This is a genomic window from Mesorhizobium sp. (assembly GCF_004962245.1).
Lineage (GTDB): Bacteria > Pseudomonadota > Alphaproteobacteria > Rhizobiales > Rhizobiaceae > Mesorhizobium.
In genome coordinates, this window is record NZ_SUHQ01000004.1 from 122,242 (window position 1) to 146,491 (window position 24,250).

Genomic DNA, 24,250 nt, shown 5'->3' on the forward strand with positions numbered 1-24,250 from the left:
AGCAGGTGAAGCGGCAATGGCTGATTCCGGGGGTGCGGACCTAGATGCTTGCGCAACCGAAAATCAGGAAGCAGACGAGGCCGAATTGCGGGAGGGAATGGGCGCCCGGTGAATCCCGCACTCCGTTTTCGGCCGCTCTCTCCATGTCTGATCATTGCTGTCCCCTCCGATTGGCGCGCTCGTGGGCTGCCTGGCAGTCCTTTCCAGACTCACGAGCTCATCCTGTGCGCGGCGGCATCCGCGCACATCGGTACGGTCACCTAGTTTCCCGCAGCTGATCTCCCAGTTTTCGCGAGCTTGCCTGTTTTCAATCATGCGACAGTTCGTGGTGGCTTCGCCGATGACTGCCCAATCCTTTGGCGATGCGATGATTTTCGCGTCACTCTTGCGAATGCTCGAAGCCGCACAGCTCAGCAAATGCCGGGTATCTGGCAGAATTCGGCTTTGGCATGCTCCTTGCATTGTCGATGGTGTGCAGAGCGTCTAGGGTTCCGGCCGCGATAAAGCGGTGCTGGTCCAAGAGATGCGACCGCCGAGGATGCACTGAGGCATCCGGCGGAACACGGCGGGCCAAAATCCCGGGAGAACCCTGCACGGGTTTGCTGGCGCGAACCTCTCCCGGATGCGCGCTCGTAAACCCCAACAAAAGTCCGGACGCAATCCGGATCGCGAACAGGGGTACGCAATGCTTCGCAAGCTGGCCGCAATCATCCTAGCCGCATCACTCAGCCTTCCCATGGTTTCCGCCACTGACGCGGCGCCCAAGAAAGACTTCAAGATATGCTGGTCGATCTATGTCGGCTGGATGCCATGGGGCTATCTCTCCGACAGCGGCATCATGAAAAAATGGGCCGACAAATACGGCATCAACGTCGAGATCACCCGCATCAACGACTATGTCGAAAGCATCAACCAGTACACAGCCGGCGGCTTCGACGGCTGTTCGATGACCAACATGGACGCGCTGTCGATCCCCGCAGGCGGCGGCGTCGACACCACCGCCGTGATCATCGGCGACTTTTCCAACGGCAACGATGCCGTGATCCTCAAGGATAAGACCGCGCTCGCCGACATTGCCGGCCAGAAGGTCAACCTTGTCGAGCTCTCCGTCTCGCATTATCTGCTGGCGCGGGCGCTGGACACGGTCAAGCTCGCCGAGAAGGACATCACCGTCGTCAACACGTCCGACGCCGACATGGTCGCCGCCTATGGCACCAGCGACGTCACTTCGGTCGTCACCTGGAACCCGCTGGTTTCCGAGATCCTCGCCATGCCGGGTGCGCACAAGGTGTTCGACTCCTCGCAGATTCCCGGTGAGATCATCGACATGATGGTCGTCAACACCGAAACGCTGAAGGACAATCCGGCATTGGGCAAGGCGCTTGTCGGCGCGTGGTATGAGGCGATGGACCTGATGACCTCGGACACGCCGGAAGGCAAGGCAGCCAAGGAGGAGATGGCCAAGGCGTCCGGCACGGACCTCGCCGGCTTCGACGCGCAGCTCGCCTCGACAGCAATGTTCTTCGACCCCGCCAAGGCGGTCGAATTCACCATCGGCGCCGAACTGCCGAAGACGATGGATCTTGTCCGCAACTTCCTGTTCAGCCACGGCATCCTCGGCACCAACGCGACGAGTGTCGACGTGATCGGCATGAGCTTTCCCGACGGATCCACGCTGGGCGACGCCAAGAACGTCAAGCTGCGTTTCGATCCAGCCTTCATGGCCGAGGCTGCAACCGCAACGCCCTGACTCGACATGCTGGTCAGGGGAATGAGCGCCATGAATGCAGTCTCCAAGGCGGGCGGGGAGGGCACGCACTCTTCCCCGCCAAGGCCGAAGGTGCGCCTTCGCATGATCAATGCGAAGGTCTCGCGCGGCGGCGCCTTGTTCCTCGGCGGCTTGCCGTTCTTGTTCGTGGCGATCGCCTACCTGATCGCTTCCGCGCAACGACTGGCTGTCAATCCCAGCGACAAGCTGCTGCCTTCGCCGGTGCAGATGTGGTCGGCCTTCCTTGACCTGGCGACGGTTCCGGACAAGCGCTCCGGCGACCTCATCCTGTGGGTCGACACCTATGCCAGTCTCGTCAGGCTGTTCGCCGGCGTGGGCGTGGCCACGCTCGTAGCGCTTTCGCTTGGCATCGCCATCGGCTTCATTCCGCGGGTGCGGGCCTTCCTGCTGCCTTTCGTCACCGTCGTCTGCGTCATTCCACCATTGGCGCTGCTGCCGATCCTGTTCATCGCGCTTGGCCTTGGCGAAACGGCCAAGATCACGCTGATCGCCATCGGCGTCGCGCCGGTGATGGTGCGCGACATCGCAAACCGGGTGATGGAATTGCCGTCCGAACTGGTGGCCAAGGCGCAGACGCTTGGCGGCAACAGCTGGACCATGATCTTGCGGCTGGTGCTGCCGCAAGTCATGCCGCGCCTCATCACCTGTGTGCGGCTGGCGCTCGGGCCTGCCTGGCTTTTCCTGATCGCCGCCGAAGCCATCGCGTCGACCGAGGGGCTGGGTTACCGCATCTTCCTCGTCCGCCGCTATCTGTCGATGGACGTGATCCTTCCCTATGTCGCCTGGATCACGTTGCTTGCCGTCATCACCGACTGGCTGCTGGTACGGCTTTCCCAGGCGATGTCCCCCTGGGCGCATCCGGTGGAGGCCAAATGAGCCGCATCGTCGTTCACGGGCTGGAAAAGAGCTACGGCGATGCCCGCGTGCTCGAGCGGGTCAACGTCACCGCCGAGGCCGGCGAATTCCTGTCGCTGGTCGGCGCCAGCGGCTGCGGAAAATCGACGTTCCTGCGCATCCTGCTCGGCCAGGAGCAGCAGAGCGGCGGCGTGGTCGTTGTCGACGACGGCCCGATCGTGCCCGAACCCACACCGCAGCGCGGCATCGTCTTCCAGCGCTATTCGGTGTTTCCGCATCTGACCGCCCTCCAGAACCTGCTGCTGGTCGAAGACTTTCGCTCGGGCGGGCCGTTTGGCCGCGTCTTCGGCGCCAGGCGCAGAAATGCCAGGCAAGTGGCCGAAGCCATGCTGGAGCGGGTCGGCCTTGCCCACGCGCGCGACCTCTATCCCGCCTCGCTCTCGGGCGGCATGCAGCAGCGGCTGGCGATTGCGCAGACCTTGCTTGGCCGTCCGCAGATACTGCTTCTCGACGAGCCGTTCGGGGCGCTCGATCCCGGCATCCGCGTCGAGATGCACGAACTGCTCACCGAACTGTGGACCGAGCACGGCATGACAGTGGTGATGGTCACCCACGACATCGGCGAGGCCTTCAAGCTCGGCACCCGCGTGCTGGTCTTCGACAAGGTGCGCCACGACCCGCAGTTCCCGTCCGCCTATGGCGCGACGATCACCTACGATCTGAAGCTCGACCGCAAGAACCGGGCTTCTTCTCTGGAAGTGGCCAAGGTGGCCGCGATGGTCGGGACGGCCCGGCCGGATAGCGCGATCGCGACGACGGCGTCGCAACGGAGACCTTAGAATGTTTGGAAATATCCCCGAACGCAGCCACCGCCGTGCAGGGCTCGTCGCCCGGGAGGCCAGGGAGCGCTTCCACCACCCCGATTTCGACGCCCGCGGCACGCAGGGCTGGAAGTCGATCGAGGCCGAGGGGAAACTGCCGGAAAGCGGCTGGCGCAAGGAGCAGCAATGGGCGCTCGACATGGGCCTGCCGGGATCGGAGTCGATCGTCGACAAGTCGATCCCGACATTCGCGCGCGGCGAGCTGCCGCATTTCGCCGGCATCAACACTTTTCTCAAGGCGCCCTATGTCGAGAATGTCCGCGATGTCGGCAAATATGATGCTGCCGTCATGGGCATCCCTTTCGATAGCGGCACCACTTACCGGCCAGGAACCCGCTTCGGGCCGCAAGGCATTCGTCGCATCTCGGCGCTCTACACGCCGTACAACTATGAGCTCGGCGTCGACCTGCGCGAGCAGATGACGCTGTGCGACGCCGGCGACGTCTTCACCATTCCCGCCAACCTCGAAAAGAGCTTCGACCAGATCACCAAAGGCGTCAGCCATGTCGCCTCGTCGGGCGCGTTGCCGATCATGCTTGGCGGCGACCATTCGATCGGCTTTCCCTGCGTGCGCGGTATTGCCGACGTGACCTCCAAGCGCATCGGCATCATCCATTTCGACCGCCATATCGATATCCAGGAAAAGGATCTCGACGAGCGCATGCACACCACGCCTTGGTATTGGGCGACCAACCTGCCGAATGTCTCGGCGACCAATCTCGTGCAACTCGGCATCGGCGGCTGGCAGGTGCCCCGCTACGGCGTCGCCGAGGCTAGGAAGCGCGGCACCAACGTGCTCACCATCGCCGACATCGAGCAGATGGGCCTTGAGAAGGCGGCGGAAATCGCGCTCGAACTCGCGTGGAAAGACACCGATGCCGTCTACATCTCCTTCGACGTCGACAGCCTCGATTGCGGCTTCGTGCCCGGCACGGGCTGGCCTGAGCCGGGTGGCTTCCTGCCGCGCGAGGCGCTCAAGCTGCTTGGACTGGTGACGGCGCCTGGCATTTGCGGGCTGGAAGTGGTCGAGGTCTCGCCGCCCTACGACACATCGGACATCACGGCCCTGTTCGGCGTGCGTGTCGTCGTCGAGGCGCTCGGCTCGATGGTCGCCCACGGCAATCTCGGCAAGCACAAATCCATCATCGACAAACCGGTGAGCTTTTGACCATGCACGACGATCATCATCACCACAGTCATGACCACGGCCACCATCATCATGACCATCCGCACGCCCTCGGCCACAACGGACCCGCGGGCAAGCCGCTGCAATGGCAGACGCCACATCTGCCAGACCAGGCTCACGAGCCGCCTGCCGATCCCGCCTCCGTCGACCTCGACCTTGTTGAAACGGCCTTCCTCGAAGGCTTTGCGCGGGCGCCGGACCCGTCCAGCTTTCTGCGTCTGGCCGGCATACCCTTTGTCGGCGAGATGGCGGACGGCGTGCGGCTTCATTTGCTTCGCGTCGAGACCGAGGATCTGGTCGATGTCGGCGCGGTCATGCCGCTCGTCGGCGGCACCGGTGTCGCCTATCACCCGTTGCCGGCGCGCCTGACATCGCACCGTCGCCGCCTCGCCTTCATCTATCACGATGGCACTGAGCAAAGGCCGCTCGGCTTCGCCGCGGCGCGCGCCCTTGCCGACCGTTCCGCGGCTTCGCAATTCGCCGTTCCCGGGCACTGAAACCAGACGCCGAACCCGTCACTCTCATCGAACAGGTACAACCATGAAAACACTCGCAAGCATGAAAACACTAGCAAGACTTGGCACCCTTTCGGCTCTCTCCGCCCTCACACCGTCGCTGGCGTTTGCCCATAGCGGCGGTTCTCATGTCCACGGCCTTTTCGCCGGCCTCGAACATCCGCTCTTCGGCATGGATCATCCGCTGGCCATGGTCGCGGTCGGCATGATTGGCGCCCGGGCTGGCGGCCGCAGTGTTGTCCTTGTGCCGCTGTTCTTTGTCTCGGCCATGGTCGCCGGAGCCTTGCTCGGCATGGCCGGCATCGGCCTGCCTTCGCTTGAAACCGGCATCGCGCTGTCGCTGGTGGTCTTCGGCGTCATGGTCGGCCTTGCCAGGCCTCTACCGCTGGCCGCTGCGGCAGCACTGACGGCCTTGTTCGGCCTCTTCCATGGCAATGCCCACGGCCTCGAGATCCCCGAGAGCGTCAGCGATATCGCCTACGCAGCGGGTTTCGTGCTCGGCACGTCGATCCTGCATGCGATCGGGGCCTTGTCCGTCCTCAAGCTGGCCAGCTGGCCGCTGCCGGTTCGCACCGCAGGTATCGCCACCTCGCTGGTTGGAATGGCGATGGCGGCACAGACCTTCTGAGTGAGGCGATCAACGCAGGGCAAACAGGACTGGAAAGCAGATGAGCCGGAAATGGTTGATGAGGCTGCGGCGCATTCGCGACATGCTGTATCAGATCCTGAAAGTCCGGGCCGAGCGGCTTTGAGGGGCGCGGGTTCCGCGTTCCTCCAGTCGGCATGACCCTCAGAACTCGAGCGCCTGCCTGAGTGCCGGACCACTCCTGACGCGCAGATCGAGGTCGGCCTCGATATGGTCGATGTGGTGCAGCATCAGCGCGCTGGCCCGTTCTGCGTTGCCGCTCTCAAGCGCCTCCAGGATATTCATATGTTCGCTATGGCCGCAGCTTGAGACACCGGAGCGGCCATAAAGCGCAATCACCAGCGACGAACGCGCCACCAGTTCCTCCATGAAGCGCTGGAGGATGACGTTTCCCGCGACCGACGCCAGAAGCAGGTGAAAATCGCCCGAAGCCTTGATTTCCGATCGTCTTGCGCTCGGTCCGCGTTCGGCAATGAAGCGGCCTTCTTCGTCGAGCTGTGCCTTGAACGCAACGACATGCGCCGGCGTCATGCGCCCGGCCGCGGCAATCGCGATGCCGGGCTCGATGAGCCGGCGTGAAGCAAAGACCTGACGCGCTTCCTCCGGCGACGGATTGGCGACGAAGGCGCCGCGATTGCGCTCGGTCCGCACCAACCCCTCGAAGGAGAGCATCTGCAGCGCCGCGCGGGCCACGGTGCGGCTGACATCGAACAAAGTGCCGACCTCGCCTTCGGACAGCTTGGTCCCCGGTGCCAGCCGGCGATCGACGATCGCGTCGCGCAACTGGTCGCGGATCGCCTGGGCGCGATCCTCATTGGCACTGTCGACGGCAGGGAAAGTCTGGTCGGCTATGTTCATGGCGGTGGTTCCTGTGCCTTTCTATCCTGAATCGGATCGCTTGCACGAGAGCCAAATTGAATACAGAGACAGAAAAGATTGCATACGATTTTTGCGACGATCCGCAACAATTGCCCATAATTTGCGCATCGCACGAGACTGCCGTTTGGGAAGGCGTCCGCTTGCGATGCTGATTTTCACAAGAATTCAATTGGTTGAGGCGGCGGCACGCAACTGGCACGCATGATGCTTCGGTTAATCCCGACCAAAGGGGATGCCGGATGTCCAAAGCCGCCGAAATCGACATAGTGTCCGTTTCGAAAATCTATGGCGCAACGACTGCCGTCGAAGACATCAGCTTGAAAATCCCCGCGGGAACCTATTGCTGCCTGCTCGGCCCGTCCGGCTGCGGCAAGACCTCGACGCTGCGCATGATTGCCGGGCACGAGAGCATATCCAGCGGCGACGTGCGCCTGGGCAATACGGTGGTCACCGACCTGCCGCCTGCCAGGCGCGGCACCGCCATGATGTTCCAGTCCTACGCGCTGTTTCCGCATCTCGACCTGATCGACAATGTCGCGTTCAGCCTCAAGATGAAGGGCGTCGGCAAGGAGGAACGCCACGCCAAGGCGCTCGACATGCTGAAGCTGATGCAGATGGAAGCCTATGCCGGCCGCCGTCCCGCGCAGCTTTCGGGCGGGCAGCAGCAGCGCGTCGCTCTGGCCCGCGCGCTCATCACCGACCCCGAGGCGCTGCTGCTCGACGAACCGCTCTCGGCACTCGATCCGTTCCTGAAGATCCGCATGCGGGCCGAACTGAAGAAGCTGCAGACGTCGCTCGGCATCACTTTCGTGCACGTCACCCACAGCCAGGAGGAGGCGATGGCCTTGGCCGACCTGATCGTGGTGATGAACGACGGCCGCATCGAGCAGGCAGCGCATCCGCGCATCGTCTTCGAGCGGCCGGCCACCGCATTCGTCGCCCGTTTCATGGGCGATCACAACGTCGTCTCCGGCCGCGTCAGCGGCAGCCGCGACGGCATGGTTCTCTTCGATGTGCCGGGCGGCGCCTCGCTTGCGGCCAGCGGGCAGGGCAGGGAGGCCGGTGAGCCGATCGATATCGCCATTCGCACCGATCATGTGCGGATCGGCGAAGCGCCGGCCACGGGGCTGGGCTTTACCGGCATCGCCTCCAACGTCGAATACCGTGGCTCGACCGTGAAGCTCTCGGTCAATGGCGCCGGCATCGAGGATTTCACGGTGATCGTCGACGACGCCAGCTTCTTCGCCAGGCCGGTTGCCGTCGGCGACGCCGTGCCGATCGCCTGGGACGCCGAGGACGCGATCGTCCTTGGCCGTCTCGATTCCTGAACCAGCATAACCAACAAAACAGGGGAACTGACCATGACAAACACCACCGACAAGAAGACAGGAATTTCCCGCCGCTCGCTGCTCAAGACAGGTGCTGCCGCCGTCGGTTTTGCCGCCGGCGCCGGCATCATCACCGGCTTCCCGACGATCTGGGCGCAATCCAACATCACATTGCGCCAGTTCGGCACCGGCGTGTCGAACCTCAACGCCATCGCCGACAAGTGCAAGGCCGATCTCGGCATCACGCTGGAGATGACGGCGACCGATTCCGACGCCGCCGCCCAGCGCGCGGTCACCCAGCCGGACAGCTACGACATCGCCGACATCGAATACTGGATCGCCAAGAAAGTGTATCCGTCCGGCGTGATGCAGCCGATGGATGTCAAGAAGCTGAAATATTACGACAAGATCGTACCGCTTTTCATCAACGGCAAGCTGGCGCCCGACAGCGTCATCGCCCAGGGCACCGCGCCGCATACGGTCGGCTTCGTCGAGGCGCAGGACGCAAAGACCTTTGCCAAGGAACCGACGCAGTGGATGACGATGGTTCCGACCATTTACAATGCCGATACGCTCGGCATCCGCCCCGATCTTGTCGGCCGTGACATCACCACCTGGGCCGACATCATGGATCCAGCCTTCAAGGGCAAGACCGCCATCCTCAACATTCCGTCGATCGGTATCATGGATGCAGCGATGATCATGGAAGCCTTGGGCAACATCAAATACGCCGACAAGGGCAACATGACCAAGGAGGAGATCGACAAGACGATCGACTTCCTGATCAAGGCCAAGCAGGACGGCCAGTTCCGTGCGTTCTGGAAATCGTTCGACGAGAGCGTCAACCTGATGGCGTCGGGAGAAGTGGTCATTCAGTCGATGTGGTCGCCGGCCGTCGCGGCGGTGCGCTCCAAGGGCATCGCCTGCAAGTACCAGCCGCTCAAGGAAGGTTACCGCGCATGGGGTGGCGGTCTCGGCCTCGCCTCGCATCTGTCGGGCGCGCAGCTGGACGCCGCCTATGAATACATCAATTGGTACACGTCCGGCTGGGTCGGCGGTTACCTCAATCGTCAGGGCTATTATTCAGCCGCGATGGAGACCGCTAAAAACTTCATGTCGGAAGACGAATGGGGTTTTTGGATCGAAGGCAAGCCGGCCAAGGGCGACATCCTGTCGCCGGAAGGCAAGGTCATGGAGAAGGCGGGCGCGGTGCGTGACGGCGGCTCCTTCGTCGAGCGCATGGGTAAGGTCGCCTGCTGGAACTCGGTCATGGACGAGGACCGCTACATGGTGAGGCGCTGGAACGAGTTCATCGCGGCGTAGTGCAAAACCAACGCGCCATTTGAGATGCCTCATTCCTTCCCACCCCCCTCTGTCCTGCCGGACATCTCCCCCGCAAGGGGGGAGATTGCGCACTCAATACCGCTTTCGCCAACCACCGGCGCTGCAAGAATGGCGCCGGCAGCGCAACTGCCAATCTCCCCCCTTGCGGGGGAGATGTCCGGCAGGACAGAGGGGGGTGGGAAGGATCGCAACCTGGCAAATCGCTCCTCTGCCACATCGCACCAGGGCTGTTCCAGATGACTGTGGCCCTCGACCAGCCCGCAAGCACCGCCGTCGCAAAGCCGGCCAGACGCAGCCGGCGTTCACTGGCCGGCCTCGCACCCTACCTCCAGGCAACACCGCTGGCGCTGATCCTCGGCGCGTTCCTCCTATTGCCGATCCTGATGATCGCCGTGGTCTCCTTCTGGGACTACGATTTCGCGGCGATGTATCCGGATTTCCTGACCACCAACTACGCCGACACGCTCGGCTCCTGGGTCACTTGGAAAACCTATCTGAACACGCTGAAATACGCTGGTATCGTCTGGGCGCTGACGCTCTTCATCGGCTTCTGGGTCGCCTATTTCCTCGCCTTCCATATCAGGACCACGGCCATGCAGATGGTGCTGTTCCTGGTCTGCACCGTGCCGTTCCTGACCTCCAACATCATCCGCATGATCTCGTGGATTCCCGTGTTAGGCCGCAATGGCCTTGTCAACTCGACGCTGGTGCAACTGGGACTGGTCCCGAAGCCGATCGAATGGCTGCTCTATTCCGAATTCGCCGTGGTGCTCGCCATGGTGCATCTCTACACGCTGTTCATGGTGACGCCGATCTTCAACACGCTGATGCGCATCGACAAGTCGTTGATCGAGGCCGCGCGCGACGCCGGCGCTTCCGGCTGGCAGGTCCTGTGGAACGTCATCATCCCGCTCGCCAAGCCCGGCATGGCGATCGGCACCATCTTCGTCGTCACGCTGGTGATGGCCGACTTTTCGACGGTGCAGGTGATGTCTGGCGGACAGAGCGCCTCCGTCGCGTTGATGATGAAGAACCAGATGTCGCTGCTGCAATATCCGGCGGCTGCCGCCAACGCGGTCGTCCTCCTGGTTCTGGTGCTGCTGATGGTCGCCGGCATCCTGCGCATCGTCGACATCCGCAAGGAGTTATGACGTGAGCCACGAGAAGCGCACCTTCGAATTCTACGTGCTGGCGGCTTTCTTCGCCCTTTTCGTGCTGTTCCTCTACGGCCCGCTTTCGGCGATCCTGATCCTGTCCTTCCAGGGTGAGAATGGCGGGCTGACATTCCCGCTCAACGGCGTGTCGCTGCATTGGTTCGGCAATCTGTTCGAGCGCCAGGCGGTCGGCGATTTCGGCGGCAGTTTCAAACGCTCCTTCGTGCTCGGCCTGATGGTAATGGTCGTCACGGTAGCCGTGTCGCTGCTTGCCGGTCTTGCCTTTCGCCAAAAATTTCGCGGCGCCACGGCACTGTTCTATCTGGCCGTCGCCAGTCTGGTCGTGCCGTCGATCATCATCAGCCTCGGCATCGGCGTCGTCTTTCAGCAGATCGGCTTCCGTCCCGCCTGGTACACGTCTGCCTTCGGCGCGCATTTGACGTGGACCTTGCCTTTCGGCGTGCTGATCATGTTCGCCGTCTTCAACCGGTTCTCGCCGGCCTATGAGGAGGCCGCGCGCGACTTGGGCGCGACCTCCTGGCAGACCTTCGCGCATGTCGTCCTGCCCATGATCGCGCCCAGCCTGATCGGCGTCGGCCTATTCGGTTTCACCCTGTCCTATGACGAGTTCGCCCGCACGCTGATGACCTCGGGCACCTTCAACACGTTGCCGCTGGAAATCTACGGCATGACGACGAATGTCACGACGCCGGTGCTCTATGCGCTGGGCACCGTGACGACCGTGTTTTCCTTCCTGGTGATTTTGGCGACGCTCGGTGCGATCGTCTATGTCGGCCGCCGCCGGGCGCGTGCATGAGAACCGCAGTGCAGATCCTCGTCGTCAATCCGAACACCACCGCCAGCATGACCGAAACCATCGCAGCGGCGGCGCGGCTCGTGGCCGGCGCCGGAACGGAAATCGTCGCCGTCACCTCGTCGATGGGGCCGGTTTCGATCGAAGGCTATTATGACGAGGCGCTTGCCGTGCCGGGCCTGCTGATCGAGATCGCTGCCGGCGAGCACTCGGGCGCGCAGGCCGCGATCATCGCCTGTTTCGACGACACCGGCCTCGATGCCGCGCGCGCCATGGCCAACATTCCGGTCATCGGCATTTGCGAGGCGGCGCTCAGCACGGCCTCGTTCATCGCGCAGCGCTTCACCGTCGTCACCACGACCGAGCGCTCGCGCGTGCCGGTCGAAGGGCTGGTGCAGCGCTACGGCATGGCGGGGCGGGCACGCGTGCGCGCCGCGGACATTCCGGTTCTGGCCCTCGAAGATCCGGCATCGGACGCGGTTCTGAAGCTGCGCGACGAGATCGCGCGCGCCCTCGAGCAGGACCGCGCCGAGGCCATCGTGCTCGGCTGTGCCGGCATGGCCGATCTCGCAGCCGCGCTGCAGCGGGAATTCGGCGTTCCGGTCATCGACGGTGTCGGCGCGGCGGTCAAGCAGGCCGAGACGTTGATCGCGCTTGGCCTGTCGACATCCAAGCGTGGCGCCTATGCAAACCCCTTGGCAAAGCCTTATCGTGGCGCATTGAAATCCTTCGCCCCCGGACCTGTTGCCGCCGAGTGATCGCAATGTCCCGAACGATCCGAACGCTCGCATCTGACGACGTGGAAACCCTTGTCGACTGGGCGGCAGCGGAAGGCTGGAATCCCGGTCTCGGCGATGCCGTGGCGTTTCATGCGGCGGACCCCGAGGGCTTCATCGGCGCATTTGTCAATGGCGAGATGGTGGCCGGCATTTCCGCCGTGGCCTATGGCGACGATTTCGGCTTCATCGGCCTCTACATCTGCCGGCCGGAGAGGCGTGGCGAGGGCCATGGCAAGGCGGTTTGGGATGCCGGCATGGCGCGGCTCGGCAACCGCACGATCGGCCTCGATGGTGTCGTCGAACAGCAGGCCAACTACCGCAGCATGGGTTTTGCGCCGGTCTACCGGACGATTCGGTTCGTCGGATCGCCAAATGTTCCGGCAGCTGCCGACAGCGATATTTGTGCCATAGGACCGGAACTTGTGCCGCATGTCCTGGACTACGATGCTCGGTTCTTTCCCGCTCCGAGGCGATCCTTCCTTGAACACTGGCTGCGCCCGCCGCACATGGCGCTTGCGCTCGTCAAGGACGGCGCGATCGAGGGATACGGCGTCGCGCGCCGATGCCGGGACGGTTGCAAGATCGGTCCGCTCTTCTCCGACAGGCTGGACGCGGCAAGCCGCCTTTTCGCCGCGCTCGCCAGCGCCTCCGAATCCGGAAATATCCATCTCGACGTTCCTGAGACCAGCGGGGACTTTGCAGCCCGGCTGTCGTCCGTGGGACTTCAACCGGGCTTCGAAACGGCTCGAATGTACAAGGGAAAAGTGCCGCAGCTCATGCAGTCCGGGGTCTTTGCGATAACGACCTTGGAGCTTGGCTGAGCGTCGACTAGACTAACCTGCCTCATCCAGCCGATCGCGCAGCATGCTTAAGGGGAGCAGCATGTTTGGCGCATGTCGCATCAGGCCATGGAACGGGATCGGCGACGGCGGCGCAAACGGAAGCGGCAAATCCTGAGGCTTCGCTCCGCTGGCCCAATCCGCAAGCACCTTGCCCATGGCTATGGTCATAGCGATGCCACGCCCGTTGCAGGCAAAGCCCGCGATCAGGCCAGGCCCGAGATCGACGATATGCGGCAGGAAATCGGGCTCGACGGCAGCCATCCCCGACCAGCTGTAGGCGAGCGGCGGCAGTTCGGGAAGCTCGAGATGCCTGGCAAGCCGTCGCCAGATCGCCTGCGGCACGCGGGCGTCGGCGCCCGGACCTAAACTATGCATGCCTCCCGTTATCAGCCTGTTTCCGCTGTCGAAGCGGAAGGTGAAAAGATTGCGCCTGGTGTCGCCGACACCTTGCCCGCCGGGAAGCAGCCGAGTGCGTATTTCGCGTGGCAGTGGCGCTGTCGCGACCTGGAAAATTTTCAGCGGGAAGTAGGTTCGCTGCAGCGTGCGATGCAGTGCCCCGCCATAGGCGTTGGTGGCAATGAGGACCTTTCCGGCGCGCACCGACCCCGAGGCCGTTTTCAACGTCCAGCCATCCGCCATGCGATCGATCGATGCAACACACGTATGCTCGAAGATGCGTGCGCCGGCCTTTTCTGCCGCATCGGCGAGCCCGCGTGCATATTCGACAGGATTGAGGACGCCGCCCGACCGGTCCATCCAGCCACCGGGATAGCCGCGAACGCCCGTCAGCTCTTCGACCGCCTGCCTGTCCAGCGCAACGGCCGGTCTCCCGCGCCTTGCCCATTGCTCGGCACGCGATCTGGTCTTTTCCAAAGCGGCCTGCGAATGGGCTGGTTGTATCCATCCGCTCTGGACGGCGTCGCAGTCGATGCCGTGCCGCTTGATCAGGTCGAAGACGAGATCGGCGCTGCCGGCCGCGAAATCGACAAGGCGTTCGCCGCGCTCTGGCCCAAGCTGGGCAATGATGTCGTCTGGGTCTCTTTTCGCGAAGTTCGGCACGACGAAGCCGGCATTCCTGCCGGTTGCGCCCCAGGCGACGATTTCCGCTTCGACGACGGCGACCGAGATGCCTTTTTCGGCGGCATGGAGCGCGGTCGAAAGTCCTGAGAATCCGCCACCGACAATTGCCAGATCGACATCGAGTGCGCCTTCGAGAGCGGGCCGTTCGCGGCGATTGCGGCTGACGGCATGCCAGAGGGAAAGGCCGGGAGGCCCGGCAACGTCAATCATGACGTTGTTCCGCTCTCACCCGCAGCCACTTTGGCACGCTTGCCGAACCTTGGGCGCCGCGGCCTGTCGCCGAAGAGGCCGTTCGGCCTGATCAGAAGGATGACGCACAGCATCACGCCGATGGCGACGATCTGCAGCGAGGCGGCGCGAGCCTGCTGATCGGGCGAGAACAGCACACTGGTGAGGGTCCCAGATCCGGCCCATATCGCCCACACCAGGATGCTGCCGACCACGGCGCCCTTGTTGCTGCCCGAGCCGCCGACGATCAGCATCACCCAGACCTGAAAGGTCAGGATCGGCAGATAATTGTCCGGCGCGATAAAGCCGGTGAAATGCGCCTGCAGCGCGCCGGCCAGTGCCATGATGCCACCGCCGACGGCAAAGGCCTGGACGCGGTAGAAACGTGCGCTTTTGCCTAGGGATATCGCGGCTCGCTCATCCTCGCGAAGCGCCTTCAACACGCGCCCCCATGGGCTGCGCGACAGATGCTCCAGCGCGAGATAGACGATCAGCGTCACCACCGAGACGACGGCTAGGTTCGACAGATTGAACAGCAACGGCGTTTCGGCAAGGCCGCCGAAGGGCCGCGGAATGAAGCCGATGCCGAACGGGCCGCCGGTCAGCTTCTGGGCGTTGAGCGCCACCAGTTGCACGACGACGGCGACACCGAAAGTGGTGATCGCCAGATAGTCCGATCGCAGCCGCAGCGTGGCAATGCCGGTAATCGCGGCGGCGACGCCGCCCACCAGCATGGCGCCGAGCCAGCCGGCAAGGATCGGCAGGTCGAAGCCGCCGAGGCGCGCGGCATCGTCGGGCGTGGTCAGCAGCGCCGAGGTGTAGGCGCCGATGGCGACGAAGCCGGCGAGCCCGACATTGAAAAGGCCGGTCAGCCCCCATTGCAGGTTGAGCCCGAGCGTGATGAGCGAAAAGATCAGCGCGTTGGTCAGGAAGAAAGCGCCATAGCCGAGCAGATCCATCAGCGTTCTCTCACTCCGAAAAGGCCGATAGGCCGCACGAACAGCACCGTCATCAGGATGATGAAGGAGACGGCAGCGCGCCATTCGGCGCCGATCAGCTGCACCGCACCGGCTTCGGCCATGCCGATGATCAATCCGCCGAGAACGGCGCCCGGCACGCTGCCGATGCCGCCGAGGATGGCGGCCGCGAACATCGGCAGCAGCATGTCGAAACCCATGAATGGGCGAATCTGGATGAGAATGCCGATCATGACGCCGGCGACGCAGGCAAGCGCCCCGCCGACGATCCAGGTGACGCGCACGACCTTGGCGACGTCGATGCCAACAATGCGCGCCAATGCCGCATTCTGGCTCAGCGCCTGCATGGAGCGGCCGGTCTGGGTGCGCGTCATCAAAAGGTGCACGCCGAGCACGAGCACGGCGGTCAGCAGCAGCAGCGCGATCTGATCGGGGGTGATGCGGATGCCGAAGCCGACGGGCATGGCGATCTGGATCGCCCGGCTGAAGTAGGTCGGACGCGAGGTGAAGATGAATTCGAGCAGGCTTCTCAGCGCCATCGAGGCGCCGAAGCTCGCCATCACCACGATGATCGCCTGCCCCTTCGCCCGCAGCCGCGCGAACAGCACCATGTCGAGCAGCAATGCCAGCAGTCCGGTGATCGCCATGCCGATGACGACCGCGGCGATCAGCGGCCAGCCGAAGGAGAGGGGAGCGATCGGCGCGATCTTGCCGAACATCGCGCCGACGGCGCCGACGACGGCGAGCGTCGCATAGGCGCCCCAGGCCATGAAGTCGCCATGGGCGAAGTTCGAGAAACGCAGGATCGAATAGGTGAGCGTCACGCCGATGGCGCCGAGGCCGATCATCGAACCTGCCAGCAGTCCGTCGACGACAAATTGCAGGTTCATGCAGCACCTCCTTTGCGAGAATGCCGGTCTCTTTCATGATCGAGGCGGCGCTGGCCAAGATAGAGTTCAGCAACGACCGGATCGTTCCACAGCTCGGAGGCGACGCCCTCGTGCCGGTCCTTGCCTTCGACCAGCACGTAGGCGCGGTCGCCGATGGCGAGCGCTGCCTTGGCGTTTTGCTCGACCAGCAGAATGGTGACGCCGGACTTGCGGATGCCGGCCAGCATCTCGAAGACCATCGACACGAATTTCGGCGACAGGCCTGCCGACGGCTCGTCGAGCACCAGCACCTTGGGATGGACGATCAACGCCCGGGCGACGGCCAGCATCTGCCGCTGTCCGCCCGAAAGGTTGCCGGCGGCGGTCTTGCGCTGACGGGCGAGATCGGGGAAGGCCGCATACATTTCCTCGATGCGGGCAGGGGTCTCGCGCGGCTTCAGGATGCCGCAGGCGACCTTCAGATTGTCCTCGACCGACATCAGCGGGAAGATGTTCTCGGTCTGCGGCACGAAGGCAAGGCCGAGGCGGACCATGGTGTGGGCGGGCGCTGCGGTGATGTCCTTGCCGTCCAGCAGGACCCTGCCGCCGGTGATCGGCACAAGGCCGGCGATCGCCTTGATCAAGGTCGACTTGCCGGCGCCATTGGGGCCGAGAACGACGACGATCTCGCCCTTGTCGACGGTGATCGAGGCGCCGCGCACGATCGGCACGCCGGGCTCATAGCCGGCTTCGAGATCGCGGACATCGAGAACGGTTTGGCTCATGCCGCGCCTCCGAGATAGGCCTCGATGACGCGCGGATCGCGTGCCACCTCGTCCGGAGTGCCTTCGCACAGAAGTTGGCCGCTCGCCATGACCAGCACGCGATGGCAAAGCCGCGTCACCATGTCGATATTGTGCTCGATCAGCAGGAAGGTGATGCCGCTTCTGTTGATGTCGCGAATGCGGTCGATGATGACTTCGAGCAGCGTCGCGTTGACGCCGGCCGCCGGTTCGTCGAGCAGGATGATCGCCGGGTCGGCCATCATGACGCGGGCGAGTTCGAGCAGCTTGCGCTGGCCGCCGGAAAGCACGCGCGCCGGTTCGTGCGCAAGACGGGCAAGCGTGACGAGCTCGAGCAGCTCGATGGCCCTCGTCTCGGCAGCCCGCTCTTCGGCGGCGACCCGCCGGGGCATCAGGAAGTTGGCGAGCAGTCTTTCTCCGGCCTGTCCCTGCGCGGCCAGCATGACGTTTTCGATCAGCGTCAGATTGGGCAGAGGCCGGGGGATCTGGAACGTGCGGCCAAGGCCGCGGCCGATACGGCGATGGGCTGCTTCTCCCGATACGATTACGCCGTTGAGAAGGATCTCGCCGCTGGTCGGCAGGATGCTGCCGGCCAGCAGGTCGAACATCGTCGTCTTGCCGGCGCCGTTCGGGCCGATGAGGCCGAGTATTTCACCCGGCCGAACCTCAAACGAAACATCGTTGACCGCGACGAGGCCGCCGAAGCGCCTGACGACATTCCTGGCCGTCAGAACCGGCGTGCGGGTTTCCGCCCGCTGTCGTGCGGTTGTGTCACTCATAGAACCCTCTGGCCGAAAGCGATCGTCGCCGCCTTCTGGTTATTGATTTGTGATCACACTTGCTTTGATCACGCTAATCGGCTTTAATTTCTTCCGCAAGCCGAAAACGGGCTGGAAACGGCCAAGACCGGGATGCCATGCAGAAGGCCGTCATCGAAAAGAACAATGAAACGATCGCAGCCCAGCTTACGCCGGTCGGCCGCGAAACCGTGCAGGATCGCGTCTATTCGGAGCTGCGCCGCGCCTTGATCGGCGGCCTTTTCGAGCCGAGCCAGGTTTTGACCATCCGCGGCCTCGCCGACGCGCTGGTCACCAGCACCATGCCGGTGCGTGAAGCGCTCGGACGGCTGATCACGGAAAAGGCGCTGGAGGCGCTTCCCAACCGCTCCGTGCGGGTGCCTCCGATCACCTTGGAGCGTATCGACGATCTCCTGCGCGCCCGCTCCCTGATCGAGGGCGAAGCCATCGCGCTGGCCGCCACCCGCATGAACTCGCGCCAGATTGCTTCGGTCGAAGCCATGCTCGGCGAGTGGGACGAGATGCGGGCTCTGAAGCACAAGAAGGATATCGACCGCGAGGCGACGCTCAACCAGAGCTTCCACTTCGAGATCTACCGCTGCTGCGGTTCCGCCGTGCTGATCCCGATGATTGAGAGCCTCTGGCTGCAATCCGGGCCATGCATCCGCGTCGCCATCTACGCCTTTTCCGATGCCGGCGAGGTTGATACCGCCCACTATCACCGCAGCATCGTCGCAGCGCTTGCGAAGCAGGATGCGCAAGCAGCGCGCGAGGCGCTGGTGGCCGACATCAGCCGGCCCTTCGCCTTCCTGCGCGACAAGCTCCAATCCACAGCCAGGAAAGATTGACGGCATGACGACGCCTGCCATCAGGATCACCGGGCCGCGCTCAGAGCTTTCCGTGACGGCGCTGCTGCTGCCTGAAAAGGCGCCCGAGAACGCCGCTTTCCTGTTGGCCTACCTTGAGCAGCCGCGCGTCGTTGCCGGCATCCATGCGATGTGGACGGGGCCGGAAATCTCCTGCCCGGTTCCATCAGCGGATCTGGACGGCCAAGCCTATGCCAGGCCCTTGCCGGCGGAGAATGCAACGCTGACGCCGCAGCCGGGCGATATCGTGTTGTCCTATGTACCGCCGCGCATGTGGGGCGGCAATCCGAATGCGATTTTCGACATCGGCCTGTTTTATGGGGCAGGCGCGCGCCTGCTGTTCCCGATCGGCTGGCTTGCCGGAAGCGTTGTCGCGCAGGTCCGTCCCGAGGAGCGTGACCGGTTCGCGGCCGCCTGCGGCATGATCCGCCGTAACGGCGCCTGCGACGTCACCTTCACGCGTGTGGAGATCTGAATGGCCGGACCAGATGACAGTTTCGAACTCTTCGACCTTCGCGTCGAGGCGATCATTCCGGAAGGCAAGCCGATCTATTGCGGCGCCAAGTCAGGTGATTATTTCGAGCTCAAGGGCGAGATGCTGTCGATGCCGGCAGGACAGGGCTTCTCGATCTATTCCATTGCCGCCGTCTTGCCGCTGCTCGCGGCAAAACAGCGCCCGACCCACAAGAACGACTGGATGACATCGGACGCCGAAATCGCCTGTCCCGATCCCAATTGCGCCAGCCGGCTGAGGATCGTCAGGACGGGCAAACGCCGGTTCAGCCATGCCGAGACCACGGCGGTGCCGTTGCCGAAGGAGAATGACCGGAGATGACCGCCAAGGTTTTCGAACTCAGTCCCGGCTATACCATCTCGCGCGTCATTCGCGGCGGCTGGCAGCTTGCCGGCGGACACGGCGCGATCGACCGCGAACAGGCGGTGACCGATCTGATCGCCACCTTCGACGCCGGCATCAGGACCTATGATTGCGCCGATATCTATACCGGTGTCGAAGAGCTGATCGGTGCCGCGCGGCTGCGGCTTGCCAATGAGCGCGGCCTCGATGCCGCCGCCAAAATGAAGGTGCACACCAAGCTGGTGCCTGACTTGGAAAGGCTTGCCAACATCAGCCGTGACTATGTCAGGGGCATCGTCGACCAGTCGCTGCGGCGGCTGAAGACCGAGCGGCTCGATCTCGTCCAGTTCCACTGGTGGGATTATGCGCTGCCCGGCTATGTCGATGCGATGGGCTGGCTCGACGATCTTCGCCAGGAAGGCAAGGTGCGCAATATCGGCACCACCAATTTCGACACGCCGCATTTGGCCGAGATCCTGGCCGCAGGCGTGCCGCTGGTCAGCCAGCAGTTGCAATATTCCGTACTCGACCAGCGACCGGCCAACAACCTTGCCGCACTTGCCAGCCAGAACGGCGTCAGCTTCCTCTGCTACGGTTCGGTGGCGGGCGGCTTCCTCAGCGAAAAATGGCTCGGTGCCGCCGAGCCGCAGACGCCGCTCGAAAACCGGTCCCTGGTCAAATACAAGCTGATCATCGATGATTTCGGCGGCTGGAAGCTTTTCCAGGAGTTGCTGCGGGCATTGAAGGCGGTTGCCGACCGCCATGGCGTCGACATTGCCACCATCGCCAGCGCCTGGGTGCTGGAGCAGCCGCAAGTGGCGGCGGTCATCGTCGGCGCCCGCAACCAGGCGCACGCCCTTGCCAATGCCAGGATCATGGACGTCACGCTCGACGCCGACGACCGGGCGCGGATCGCCGCCGTCATCGCGCAAAGTCGCGGGCCTTTGGGCGACGTCTACACGCTGGAACGCGACCGTCACGGCCGCCATGGCTCGATCATGCACTACAATCTGAACGCAGGCCGGATATGAGCGGCGAGCCCTCTCTGCTTTCCCGCGCCAGCGCCGAGATTGTCGATCTGCATCGCTTCTTCGTCGACTGGTTCGACAGGGCGCGCGCCGACAGGGCGGATTTCAGCCGCTTCGAACGCGTCATGGGTGACGGCTTCTGCATGGTCGCGCCGAGCGGCGAGGTCCTCGATCGTAACGCGGTGCTCGACCATATCAGGGCAAGCCGCGCCACCTGTGACGGCGATTTCGCCATCGCCATCGAGGATATCCGGGCCGTCAGGCAGGCCGGCGACACGATCGTCGTCTGCTACATCGAGGCACAGCAGCGCGGCGGCAAGCACAGCCGCCGTCGCTCAAGTGCCGTTTTCACCACCAGTTCATCGGCGCCCAACGGCGTTGAATGGCGACATCTGCATGAAACCTGGCTGCAGATGCCGGAAGACTGAACAGGCTCAAGACATGAATTGACTCAGAGTCGCATAACGAAAGGGGAACAACAATGACAAAGACGATACTTCAGATCACCACCGCGCTCGCTTTACTGGCGGCCGCTGGTGCAGCGCAGGCTGCCGATTGCAAGATCACCGTCGGCCTCGTCATGGAATTGACCGGTCCGGCCGGCGAGTACGGACAGGCGGGAGCCAAGTCGGTCGAAATGGCCTTCCGCGATATCAACGACGCCAGCGGCGTGCGCGGCTGCGATCTCGCCACCGATACCCGCGACAGCCAGAGCCAGGGCAACATTGCGGTCGATGCCGCGACCCAGCTCGTGCAGGTCAAGAAGGTGCCGGTGATCATCGGCGGCATCATCTCCTCGGTGTCGATCCCGATCCTGACCTCGGTCACCGCGCCGGCCAAGATCGTCCAGGTGTCGCCTGCCTCGTCCTCGCCGACGCTGACGGCGCTCGGGCGCGACGGCAAGACCAACGGCATCTTCTTCCGCACCATCACTTCGGATGCGCTGCAGGGCGTCGCCGCCGCCAAATACGCCATCGACAAGGGGTTCAAGAAGCTGTCGGTCATCCACGTCAACAACGACTTCGGCGTCAACATGGTGGCCGAATTCTCGCGCGCCTATAAGGCGCTCGGCGGCACCATCGTGTCCGACACGCCCTACAATGAAAAGCAGTCGAGCTATGCCTCGGAAGTCACCGCGGCCATGGCCGGCGAGCCGGACGGGCTTTATCTCGTCAGCACGCCTGTGGACGGTGCAACCATCGCCCGTACCTGGATTTCGCAGGGCGGCGTGCAGAAATTCCTGCTCAATGACGGCATGAACAGCCCGGACTTCATCGAATCCGTCGGCGCCGACTATCTGAAGGATGCCTATGGCACCTCTTCCGGCACCAGCCCGACCGCATCGACCGAGTATTTCACCAAGAACTACAAGGAATTTTCTGGCATCGAACCGACCAACCCGGCAGCCGACCGTTCCTATGATGCCGGCGCCATCGTCGGCCTGGCCATCGCCATTGCCGGCTCCGAGGATCCGGCCAAGATCAAGGACGCGATGTACAAGGCCGTCGACCCGGCCGGCACGCCGATCTATGCCGGCAAGGACGAGTTCGCCAAGGCGCTCGGCCTGATCAAGGATGGCAAGCCGATCCGCTACGAAGGCGTCATCGGCCCGGTCTCCTTCGACAAATATGGCGACATCACTGGCCCGTTCCGTCTCTGGAAGATCGTCGACGGCACCGTGACGACCGACGGCGAAATGACGATCGATGATGTCAACGCCCTGCAGGCGAAGCTTCAGTAAGGCGCCTATGTCTGTCCGGCATCAATCCCGTTTCATTTGGGGTTGATGCCGGACACCGTCCCGCTCCGGCTAATAGAGCGGCTTGGCCATGTGCCGGGGCGTCGGCCATTCCCTCGTGACCCCAGGCTGCACCGGCCGCTCGAGATAGGTCGACAGAACCACGTAGCTTCGCGTCGAGGTGACGCCAGGCGTTTCGTAAAGACGCGACAGCAGGCCTTCGAGCGCCCGCGTGTCCTCGGTGCGAACCTTGATCAGCATGCATGTGTCGCCGGCCACCGAATGAATTTCCTCGACTTCGGGGTGCTCGGAAATCGCCATCAGTTCGGGGGTCTTTCCCCAGCCCTTGGTGTCGATGTGCACGAAGGCGAGCAGCGGCTTGCGCACCGCCTTGGGATCGATGATTGCCGCGGTGTTGCGGATGGCGCCGCTGCGCCGAAGGCGTTTCACCCGTTCATGGGCTGCCGGCGGCGACAGGCCGACGCGATCACCGAGCTCGGCGTAGCTGACCGTGGCGTCGTCGACCAGAACGCCTAATATTTTTCGGTCGGTTGCGTCGATATCGCGGGCAGCAGGCCTATTCTGCGGAATGCCATCTGTTTCTTCATCCATATCAAAATTCCTGATTGATGCAGAATTTAATACGGTCATTATGGCTATATGTCGAACAGTGATCAAGCCGCAACATTGGCGGCGACGCCCAGGCCGCCTATCCCGGCGCTCGCCTATCTCCTGACCGGATGCATCGCCGTGATCGGCTCGAACTCGCTGGTTCTCGGTCCGATAGCACCGGCAGTGGCCGCGTCGTTTGCGACAAGCGTGCCGGTCGTCATGATTGCGTCCGCCGCGTTCGGTCTCGGCACATCGGCAAGCGCCTTATTCCTGGCGCGCTATATCGATCGGCCTGGCGCCCGCCGCATGCTGCAAGGGGCATTGCTGCTGCTGGCGATGGCGCTTCTCGCCAGCGCCGCCGCGCCGACGGTTGCGGCGCTGGTTGCGGCCCAGCTTCTCGCCGGCATTGCCGCCGGTGTCGCCATGCCGGCAATCTACGCCAGCTCCGCTGCGATCGCGCCGCCTGGTCGTGAAAGCGGGACCATCGGCGTGGTGCTGACCGGGTGGACGCTCAGCATGGTGGCCGGCGTCTCATTATCGGCCGTCCTTGCCGATCTGGTGCATTGGCGCGCCGTTTTCGCGGCGGTCGCGGTCCTTGCGGCGCTGGCGTTGACCAGTCTCACGCTGACGTCGCTGAGCGATGCCAGAAAAGGCGGCCCGGCGCCGACGCCGCTCGGCGCCTTGGCCGTTCCCGGCATCGTGCCGCTTCTGGTCGCCTGCGGCGCCTTCATGACCGCCTTCTACGGCGTCTACGGCTATCTTGGCGATCATCTTCACAATGGCTTGGGACAGCCGGTCAGTGCCAACGGGCTGGCCGCGCTCGCCTATGGCGCAGGCTTCGGCATGGCGGCCCTTCTTGACGGCGTGATCGATCGCCTTGGCGCGCGGCGCGTCATGCCGTTCGCTTATCTCCTCGTCGCGATCGTCTATGTCGCGCTTGCCGCGGCAAGCAGCAATTTCCATCTGACCATCGCGATGGTGGCCGTCTGGGGCCTTGCCAATCATTTCGGACTGAACGTCCTGGTGATGCGTCTCTCGGCGCTCGATCCATCGCGGCGCGGCACGATCATGGGTTTGAACAGCGCGGTGACCTATCTCGCGGTCTTTGTCGGCACCACAGCCTTCGGGCCGCTTTATTCCACGTTCGGTTTTGCGGCATCCGCGATCATTGCAGCGTTGCTCATGCTGATTGCTGCTTCTGCGGCGGCGTGGCGTTTGCCGTCCCTCTAGCCGTAAAGCCTGGCCGCAGGTCGCCAGCATTACGAGCGCCCGGCGTCGAGCGCTTCGCCGAGCTAATCTCCAAGACTGCGATCCGTCACGCGCTCAAATGGCAGCCGACATGGTTAACGAAATATGTCGCTCGAATTTACCTAGATTTCATGAG

Annotated in this window: 26 protein-coding genes and 1 riboswitch; of the genes, 19 read left to right on the plus strand and 7 right to left on the minus strand. The window is 63.5% G+C overall.

What is annotated here, in order from left to right:
- The first annotated feature begins 472 nt into the window (after positions 1-472).
- Positions 473-587, plus strand: a riboswitch (guanidine-I (ykkC/yxkD leader).
- 98 nt (positions 588-685) lie between these two features.
- The 6 genes from E5X88_RS05890 to E5X88_RS05915 all read left to right on the plus strand — a co-directional run bounded on the left by E5X88_RS05890 (position 686) and on the right by E5X88_RS05915 (position 5,854).
- On the plus strand, positions 686-1,750 hold the full coding sequence (locus E5X88_RS05890; RefSeq protein ID WP_292159200.1) for a putative urea ABC transporter substrate-binding protein: 1,065 nt from the start codon (positions 686-688) through the stop codon (positions 1,748-1,750).
- Between the two features lie 102 nt (positions 1,751-1,852).
- Entirely contained in the window at positions 1,853-2,665 is an 813-nt protein-coding gene (locus E5X88_RS05895; protein ID WP_292159202.1) for an ABC transporter permease, read from the plus strand.
- Positions 2,662-3,483, plus strand: a complete 822-nt coding sequence (locus E5X88_RS05900; protein ID WP_292159204.1) for an ATP-binding cassette domain-containing protein — start codon at positions 2,662-2,664, stop codon at positions 3,481-3,483. The genes E5X88_RS05895 and E5X88_RS05900 overlap by 4 nt, the downstream gene beginning before the upstream one ends.
- Position 3,484: 1 nt before the next feature.
- On the plus strand, positions 3,485-4,693 hold the full coding sequence (locus tag E5X88_RS05905) for an agmatinase family protein (protein ID WP_292159205.1): 1,209 nt from the start codon (positions 3,485-3,487) through the stop codon (positions 4,691-4,693).
- Between the two features lie 2 nt (positions 4,694-4,695).
- Positions 4,696-5,208, plus strand: a complete 513-nt coding sequence (locus E5X88_RS05910; RefSeq protein ID WP_292159207.1) for a hypothetical protein — start codon at positions 4,696-4,698, stop codon at positions 5,206-5,208.
- Positions 5,209-5,251: 43 nt separating this feature from the next.
- Complete coding sequence (locus tag E5X88_RS05915; RefSeq protein ID WP_292159209.1) at positions 5,252-5,854, plus strand: HupE/UreJ family protein; 603 nt, start codon at positions 5,252-5,254, stop codon at positions 5,852-5,854.
- 162 nt (positions 5,855-6,016) lie between these two features.
- Here the strand turns inward: E5X88_RS05915 and E5X88_RS05920 are convergent, their stop codons facing one another.
- Positions 6,017-6,730: a GntR family transcriptional regulator gene (locus E5X88_RS05920; RefSeq protein WP_292159210.1), complete on the minus strand. Its 714-nt coding sequence runs from the start codon at positions 6,728-6,730 to the stop codon at positions 6,017-6,019.
- Positions 6,731-6,990: 260 nt separating this feature from the next.
- Between E5X88_RS05920 and E5X88_RS05925 the strand changes: the two genes are divergently transcribed.
- From E5X88_RS05925 to E5X88_RS05950, 6 genes are all read left to right on the plus strand, one after another.
- Positions 6,991-8,079: an ABC transporter ATP-binding protein gene (locus E5X88_RS05925; protein ID WP_292159213.1), complete on the plus strand. Its 1,089-nt coding sequence runs from the start codon at positions 6,991-6,993 to the stop codon at positions 8,077-8,079.
- A gap of 33 nt (positions 8,080-8,112) precedes the next feature.
- Complete coding sequence (locus E5X88_RS05930) at positions 8,113-9,402, plus strand: PotD/PotF family extracellular solute-binding protein (RefSeq protein WP_292159215.1); 1,290 nt, start codon at positions 8,113-8,115, stop codon at positions 9,400-9,402.
- Positions 9,403-9,659: 257 nt separating this feature from the next.
- Positions 9,660-10,574 (plus strand): ABC transporter permease, encoded by a 915-nt coding sequence (locus E5X88_RS05935; RefSeq protein WP_292159217.1) that lies wholly within the window; start codon positions 9,660-9,662, stop codon positions 10,572-10,574.
- A gap of 1 nt (position 10,575) precedes the next feature.
- Positions 10,576-11,394, plus strand: a complete 819-nt coding sequence (locus E5X88_RS05940) for an ABC transporter permease (protein WP_292159219.1) — start codon at positions 10,576-10,578, stop codon at positions 11,392-11,394.
- Positions 11,391-12,149 carry an aspartate/glutamate racemase family protein gene (locus E5X88_RS05945; RefSeq protein WP_292159222.1) on the plus strand — a complete coding sequence of 253 codons (759 nt, stop codon included), beginning with the start codon at positions 11,391-11,393 and terminating at the stop codon, positions 12,147-12,149. The genes E5X88_RS05940 and E5X88_RS05945 overlap by 4 nt, the downstream gene beginning before the upstream one ends.
- A gap of 5 nt (positions 12,150-12,154) precedes the next feature.
- Positions 12,155-12,991 carry a GNAT family N-acetyltransferase gene (locus tag E5X88_RS05950; RefSeq protein WP_292159224.1) on the plus strand — a complete coding sequence of 279 codons (837 nt, stop codon included), beginning with the start codon at positions 12,155-12,157 and terminating at the stop codon, positions 12,989-12,991.
- Between the two features lie 12 nt (positions 12,992-13,003).
- Here E5X88_RS05950 and E5X88_RS05955 read toward each other — a convergent pair whose 3' ends face one another.
- Genes E5X88_RS05955 through E5X88_RS05975 form a run of 5 tightly spaced genes read right to left on the minus strand, consistent with a single transcriptional unit; the run spans position 13,004 to position 17,748 of the window.
- A complete protein-coding gene (locus tag E5X88_RS05955; RefSeq protein ID WP_292159226.1) occupies positions 13,004-14,302 on the minus strand; it encodes an FAD-dependent oxidoreductase in 1,299 nt (432 codons plus the stop codon).
- Complete coding sequence (locus tag E5X88_RS05960) at positions 14,299-15,282, minus strand: branched-chain amino acid ABC transporter permease (RefSeq protein ID WP_292159475.1); 984 nt, start codon at positions 15,280-15,282, stop codon at positions 14,299-14,301. The genes E5X88_RS05955 and E5X88_RS05960 overlap by 4 nt, the downstream gene beginning before the upstream one ends.
- The gene (locus E5X88_RS05965; RefSeq protein WP_292159228.1) at positions 15,279-16,187 is read right to left on the minus strand and encodes a branched-chain amino acid ABC transporter permease; all 909 of its coding nucleotides are present in this window, start codon (positions 16,185-16,187) and stop codon (positions 15,279-15,281) included. Before E5X88_RS05965 ends, E5X88_RS05960 begins: the two co-directional genes overlap by 4 nt.
- Entirely contained in the window at positions 16,184-16,951 is a 768-nt protein-coding gene (locus E5X88_RS05970) for an ABC transporter ATP-binding protein (RefSeq protein WP_292159230.1), read from the minus strand. Before E5X88_RS05970 ends, E5X88_RS05965 begins: the two co-directional genes overlap by 4 nt.
- Positions 16,948-17,748: an ABC transporter ATP-binding protein gene (locus tag E5X88_RS05975; RefSeq protein WP_292159232.1), complete on the minus strand. Its 801-nt coding sequence runs from the start codon at positions 17,746-17,748 to the stop codon at positions 16,948-16,950. The genes E5X88_RS05970 and E5X88_RS05975 overlap by 4 nt, the downstream gene beginning before the upstream one ends.
- A gap of 137 nt (positions 17,749-17,885) precedes the next feature.
- Between E5X88_RS05975 and E5X88_RS05980 the strand changes: the two genes are divergently transcribed.
- The 6 genes from E5X88_RS05980 to E5X88_RS06005 are packed head-to-tail and all read left to right on the plus strand — an operon-like array spanning position 17,886 to position 22,257.
- The gene (locus E5X88_RS05980; protein WP_292159234.1) at positions 17,886-18,614 is read left to right on the plus strand and encodes a GntR family transcriptional regulator; all 729 of its coding nucleotides are present in this window, start codon (positions 17,886-17,888) and stop codon (positions 18,612-18,614) included.
- Positions 18,615-18,618: 4 nt separating this feature from the next.
- Positions 18,619-19,107, plus strand: coding sequence for a DUF3830 family protein (locus tag E5X88_RS05985; RefSeq protein WP_292159236.1), 489 nt, complete (start codon positions 18,619-18,621; stop codon positions 19,105-19,107).
- Entirely contained in the window at positions 19,108-19,467 is a 360-nt protein-coding gene (locus E5X88_RS05990) for a TIGR04076 family protein (protein WP_292159237.1), read from the plus strand.
- Positions 19,464-20,519 carry an aldo/keto reductase gene (locus E5X88_RS05995; protein WP_292159239.1) on the plus strand — a complete coding sequence of 352 codons (1,056 nt, stop codon included), beginning with the start codon at positions 19,464-19,466 and terminating at the stop codon, positions 20,517-20,519. The genes E5X88_RS05990 and E5X88_RS05995 overlap by 4 nt, the downstream gene beginning before the upstream one ends.
- A complete protein-coding gene (locus E5X88_RS06000) occupies positions 20,516-20,944 on the plus strand; it encodes a DUF4440 domain-containing protein (RefSeq protein ID WP_292159241.1) in 429 nt (142 codons plus the stop codon). Before E5X88_RS05995 ends, E5X88_RS06000 begins: the two co-directional genes overlap by 4 nt.
- A gap of 53 nt (positions 20,945-20,997) precedes the next feature.
- Positions 20,998-22,257: an ABC transporter substrate-binding protein gene (locus E5X88_RS06005; protein WP_292159243.1), complete on the plus strand. Its 1,260-nt coding sequence runs from the start codon at positions 20,998-21,000 to the stop codon at positions 22,255-22,257.
- A gap of 69 nt (positions 22,258-22,326) precedes the next feature.
- Here the strand turns inward: E5X88_RS06005 and E5X88_RS06010 are convergent, their stop codons facing one another.
- Positions 22,327-22,866 (minus strand): Lrp/AsnC family transcriptional regulator, encoded by a 540-nt coding sequence (locus tag E5X88_RS06010; RefSeq protein WP_292159245.1) that lies wholly within the window; start codon positions 22,864-22,866, stop codon positions 22,327-22,329.
- 48 nt (positions 22,867-22,914) lie between these two features.
- On the opposite strand from E5X88_RS06010, the gene E5X88_RS06015 reads away from it, so the two are divergent.
- Positions 22,915-24,096 carry an MFS transporter gene (locus E5X88_RS06015; RefSeq protein ID WP_292159247.1) on the plus strand — a complete coding sequence of 394 codons (1,182 nt, stop codon included), beginning with the start codon at positions 22,915-22,917 and terminating at the stop codon, positions 24,094-24,096.
- Positions 24,097-24,250 lie beyond the last annotated feature (154 nt).